Here is a 5,276-nt window from a genome sequence, read left to right on the forward strand (position 1 = left end):
GAGGAAGGCGGCTAGCGGCGCCAGCAAGCTGCTCCCCAAGAGGCTGGCCCACTGCACCGCGCGGGCCGGATCGTCCACCGCGAGATTGATCAGTCGCGCCAGCCAGATAAAGGCGGGGTAGCCCGGAAAGTGGGGGGAGAACTCCAGCACGCTAAAGCGAGTCACCCCGTGGGCGAAGTTCAGGGCATCGTCGGAATCGAGCGCCACGGGGAAGGTCAGTAGCCAGCCAAGCCAGGCCAGTTGCAGCAGAATGAGCAGCCAAATGGTGGTGGAGCAGGGGGAAGGCCAACGCCGGGCCATTACCTTACCCCTCATCCCCAGCCCTTCTCCCGCAAGGGGAGAAGGGGGCAAACCGGCGTCCGGGTGCATTTATCGGTAGGCCGTGCGTAGGGTGGGTAGAGCGCAGCGAAACCCACCGTTTGTCACAGCGAGGCGGCGCAATGATTGGCAGGTTGCCATCAAAGCGGTGCCAGCACGGCCATCAGCGCTTTTTCGGCCTCGGTGAAAGCGGCGGCGTCGGCGGGCTTGGCTCCCACCCCGAACACTCCCGGGTTGCCGATGGCATCGAGCACCTTGGCCAGCGCCTGTTCGGCGGCCTTGCGATCCCCTTCATCGAGGGAGGGGAGGATCAAATCGAGGAAGCGCTTGCTCTTGACCACCAGCACCTTGGCGGTCTGGTAGTCGCCAAGGTTCTGGCTGGCCCCCTCGAGGCGGCGCTCGATCTCCGCCTTGTAGGCCCGGTTGAGCAGGGCGGCGGTGGTTGCAGCGTCTTTGGCCTTGATGGCGGCGGCCAGCGGTGCTTGCAGCTCCACCTTGTGGTGCTGTTCCAGATAGGTCAGCTCCTCGGCAATCTCGCTCAAGGTGGCACTGGCATCCTTGCCGTCAGTGGCGGCGCCCAGCAGTGCCTCGCGGGCATCGATCAGCGGCTCCTTGCCGGCGGCGGCGTAGGAGTAAGCCTGCGCCTGACCGCTCAGGGCCAGCAGCAGGGTGAGGGCAAGTAAACCCGGGCGGATGGTCATCCTGTTCTCCTTACATTTGCCAAGAGGTTATGCCCATGGCGCGGCACTCAGGCCACGCTCTGGGTCTCGATCACGGTATTTTCGTTGCGATGATTGAAGATGGCGTGACGTCTGTCCACCCCGTCGATCATCATGTCTGCGGCCATCATCCCCATCTCCATGGCGGTGTCGGTGAAGATGTAGCGGAATGTCCCCTGACGGCCGGTCATGATGAGGTTGCCTATCGGCATCAGCGCCTTGATGGCTTCGTTGCGGCGGGCCTGATAACCCAGATCCATCAGCGGATAGGCGTATTCACTGCGCGCTTCGAATGTCTCATCGCCGAGCTTCTGGGTATCGACGCCGAGGCTGTCGAGATCAGCGGTGACCCGACCGCGCAGATCAGAGAGCGGTGCCTGCCAGGTGGCATCCCCCGGGTTGCAGGGGATCTCCAGCATCACGGATGTTTGCCCCATTGGTGCCATAAAGGGGCTGCGCCGGCGCGGCTCCTGCAGACGGGTCGCCAGAATATGGGGGTCGGAGAGGTACTGCCAGGTGTTGTCCGACAGGTTCTCCTGTTTGAGGGGCATATTGACGAAGCGAAGCGACCGGTAGTGGAGATCGCACGGCAAGCCCAGATGCTGGCAGGTAAGCGGCAGCGGCAGGGTGGAGATCACCTGATCAAAGCGCTCGCTTTGCTCCACGTCATCTTGTTTCCAATACACCCGTTCGATGCGGCCATCGGCCTGCTCGAGGCGGGTGATGGTGGCGCCGGTCTTGAGTGTGACGCCCTCTGTCACCAGCCGCTCCCCCAGGATGGTGAAAATCTGGCCGAAGCCGTACTTGGGATAGCGGTATTTGCGGGCATAGGTGCGCACCGACATGCTGCCGTTGCGCCTTGGCAGCAGGCGGCGCGCCACGTCTTTGAGATCGATCAGGCTGATGCGCTGGCCAGCCCAGTCGGCGGAGAGCTGGTCCGGGTTGATGCCCCACAACTTGCCGGTGTAGCCCTCGAAGAACTGGCGGTAGAGGGTGCGACCGAAGTGGCTCTGGATCCACTCGGCAAAGCTCGCCTTGGCAAAATCGGTGGGCTTCTTGGCAAAGGGTAACAGCAGCAAGTCTTTCACCGCACCGGCCATCAGGGCCAGCGGCGCCGTCTTGAGGAGGTTCGGCAGGTTCAAGGGGTAGTCATAGGTACGCCCGCCAAAGCGGATCACGCTCTTTCGCTCGGCGTGGAGCAGGTCGTCCCCCATCAGTTCGTCGATAAAGGCGAGCAGCTCGGGGTTCTTGGTGATGAAGCGGTGGCCGCCGTAGTCGAAGCGATACTCCCCGTCGCGCCCCTTGAAGGTCTGGGTGGCACACATGCCGCCCACGACCGGCTCCTGCTCGAACAGGGTGACAGCAAAACCGGCCTGGCGCAGGCGCCAGGCGGCCATCAGACCGGCAGGGCCGGCGCCCAGCACCGCAATGTGCTTCTTGTTGTTGTCGTTCATGAGTGTTCCGAAACGGCGTGATAGCTGGGGGAGCGCGCCTGTGCGCGGCTCCCGAACAGAGTGTGATCCCCGGGCTCAGCCCCTGGTCGGAGCGGCGCTCCCCTGGGGGCGATAGCTGCGATGCCAGAGGGTGACAAAGATGATGAGGTAGCAGGCCCAGGTCAGCAATTGCAGGCCCGCCGGTGAGGCGTTGTAGCCAAACAGGGCGCGCAGGAAGGTGCCGAATACCCCCTGATCGTCGAGGATGTGGCTGATGTTGAAGACAGGCGTGGTCCAGAAGGTGATGACGTCCGCTGCCTGCAACATGTTGACGGCGGACGAGAGCAAGCCTGCGGCGATGATGATGATAAGCAGGCCGGTCCAGCGGAAGAAGGGGGCCAGCGCCACCTTGCGGGTGGAGCGCAGCAGCCCCCACACCAGCACCACAGAGACCAGCAGCCCCGCCAGCGCGCCCATCAGCCCCTGGTGCAGATCCACCCCTTGCCCGGAGTAAACCAGGGCCGAGAAGAAGAGCACGGTTTCAAAGCCTTCGCGCATCACCGCCAGGAAGGCGAGCAGCACCAGACCAAACAGGTTGCCACCGTCGATGGCGGCATCGATGCGCGCCGTCATGGCCCCCACCTGGGATTTGGCCTGTTTTTGCATCCAGATAGCCATATAAGTGAGCACCAGGGTGGCGAAGATCAGGATCCCCGCCATCAAGAGGTGGTTGTAACGTTCGCTCTCGAACTGGCTCACCACCACCTGGAACAGGAAGGCGACGACAAGGGAGGCGACGAGACCTAGGCCCACCCCCAGATAGATGAACTTGTTGTAGCGGCTTGCCCCCAGCTTGGCGAGGTAGGAGAGGCAGATGCCGACCAGCAGGAAGGCTTCCAGCCCCTCGCGCAGGGTAATGAGAAAACTTGCGAACATCAGGATTGAGGCTCCGTATCGGGCGTGAGGGGGAGGGGCTGCAGGGTCAGTTGCAGCCGATTGAGTTGCACTATGGGTGGCTCCGGCAAGCTCGGCTCGGCGGCGCGCACCGCATCATTGACCCACTTGGGGTAGGTGCGGAAATTGAGTCTGATATCGGCCTTGAAGGGCCCCTGGGCATCAGCCGGCAGCGGCCAGGCTTCATCGCGCCAGCCATCGGCCGGGATGCGGGTGTCTTCAAGGAGCTTGGCATAGCGCCAGAACTTGAGCCCCACCGGCTTGCCCTCGGCATCGCCGAACACTTTTCTAAATAGCCGCGCATCCTCAGGGACGGCGCCGTTCACCGGCTGGCCGCTTTCAAGCACCCGCTTGCCGCTGGCGTCGGTAACGGTCAGCTCCAGCCAGAGTTCACGGAAATCGGCGACCCCGGTGGGCAGGGCGTGGCCGGCGCCGGTGTTGGCGACTCTCACTACCAGTGCGGGTTGGCCACTCTGGTTTTCAATGCGGGCCGAGAGGGTGGCGCTGGAGCGCAAGAGCGCCAGGCTCTCCTGCTCGAGCGCGGGATTGCGCAGCCCCACCAGCTGGTGCTGGGCACCGGTAAAGTTGTGGCGATAGAGCCGCTCTTTCACGGTGCCGTTTTCGGTGGACTGGCCCGCCACCGGCGCGCCGCCATTGCCCGGCTCGGGGTTCATATGGCAGTCGATGCAGGTGCGCCGTTTGGCGGGATCTTCGGCTTTGGCGAAGCTGGATTTTTCCCACTCGTCCCAGGTGTTGACGATATTGGCGCCGGTGCCCGGGGCAAACTCGTTGTGGCACGACTTGCACAGGGACGCGTCCCGGTAGAAATCCTTCTGGTAAGAGGCCTTGTGCATGGCGGGGCGGGCGTTGATCTGCCGCTCGGCCAGCCAGTGCTGGAGGCTGCCCCCCGGGGCATCCTCGAACACATAGCTCTCGCGGTCTTTCAGATTCACGGTAAAGGCGCTGTTGCCGCCGGCATCCTCGAGCTTGGTGATGCGATGACAGAGCACACAGCCGGTCCCTTCTTCCACCACGGGCTCGCCTTTCTGGTGGGCCGCAATGAGCGAAGCACCGCCCTGCTCGAACATGTGAGAGCCCTTGGGCAGATCAGTCTGACCGTTCATCACCTGCTGGGGCATGTGACAGCCCTGGCACCACTGGCCGAAGGCCTCCCCTTCGGTTTCGCGGGCCAGCGCCTGCACCACCTTGTAGTAGGGGTGGGAGTTGCCCATCAGCCGGTGGTTGCTCTCGCTCCAGTCCTTGAACGCCTGTTGGTGGCAGTTCTGGCAGGAGGCGGAGTTGAGCCACTCTTTCGGGTGGGTGGTCGGCGCCTTGGCAGGATCCCTGCGCGGGGCATCGAGCCTGAGCCAGTTGGCCAGATAGGGGAGGTTGCCGTCACTGGTCACGAAAGCGTGCAGATCCTCCATCATCGCCTGCACCTCGGGCTGGAGCTTGGCGGGGTCAACTGCCTCGGCCCCATCGCGGGTGTCATGACCCATGCCGCCCTGGGTCTGCTGGGTCATGCGCAGGTATTCGCCAATAAAGTCCCCCGCCACCATGTTGGCGAGGTTAGCGTGGCCGTTGATGGCGTTGTCACCGCTCTGCTGGCGATGGGCCGCCATCAGATAGCGGTTGGTGAAGTTGAACCCGTCCAGATGGCAGGAGTTGCAGCTCATCCAGTTGTCCCCCGCCATGGGGAAGCGGCTATTGGCGGCAGTATTACCCAGGTTGAACAACCGCTCACCGCGCTTGAGGGCTTTGGGGCGGGGATCGGTCTCTACCAGCTTGGCGAAGTGGGGCACATCCACGGTGACCCGGGCAAACGGGCCGCTGCCGCCGCTATTGAGGCGGG

At 63.6% G+C, this 5,276-nt stretch carries 3 protein-coding genes and 2 pseudogenes; all 5 read right to left on the bottom strand.

All coding sequences use genetic code 11. From position 1 onward, the window contains the following. A pseudogene (locus tag AACR77_RS12290) lies at positions 1–258 on the bottom strand (hypothetical protein); the annotation flags it as partial. A 200-nt stretch (positions 259–458) separates the two neighbouring features. Beyond that, complete coding sequence (locus tag AACR77_RS12295) at positions 459–1,019, bottom strand: hypothetical protein (protein ID WP_042881876.1); 561 nt, start codon at positions 1,017–1,019, stop codon at positions 459–461. A 47-nt stretch (positions 1,020–1,066) separates the two neighbouring features. Then, complete coding sequence (locus AACR77_RS12300) at positions 1,067–2,491, bottom strand: FAD-dependent oxidoreductase (protein WP_042881878.1); 1,425 nt, start codon at positions 2,489–2,491, stop codon at positions 1,067–1,069. A gap of 75 nt (positions 2,492–2,566) precedes the next feature. Then, on the bottom strand, positions 2,567–3,406 hold the full coding sequence (locus tag AACR77_RS12305; protein ID WP_042863684.1) for an FTR1 family iron permease: 840 nt from the start codon (positions 3,404–3,406) through the stop codon (positions 2,567–2,569). Continuing rightward, positions 3,406–5,276 (bottom strand): annotated as a pseudogene (locus AACR77_RS12310) (hypothetical protein); the annotation flags it as partial. The gene AACR77_RS12305 and the pseudogene AACR77_RS12310, both read right to left, overlap by 1 nt.

Origin of the sequence: Aeromonas sp. ZOR0002 (assembly GCF_963866995.1) — a bacterium.
Lineage (GTDB): Bacteria > Pseudomonadota > Gammaproteobacteria > Enterobacterales > Aeromonadaceae > Aeromonas > Aeromonas caviae.

What these genes read in the sequence shown, in the direction of transcription:
- AACR77_RS12295 (WP_042881876.1), bottom strand. Translation starts at nt 1,019, where the DNA reads ATGACCATCCGCCCGGGTTTACTTGCCCTCACCCTGCTGCTGGCCCTG.
- AACR77_RS12305 (WP_042863684.1), bottom strand. Translation starts at nt 3,406, where the DNA reads ATGTTCGCAAGTTTTCTCATTACCCTGCGCGAGGGGCTGGAAGCCTTC.
- AACR77_RS12300 (WP_042881878.1), bottom strand. Translation starts at nt 2,491, where the DNA reads ATGAACGACAACAACAAGAAGCACATTGCGGTGCTGGGCGCCGGCCCT.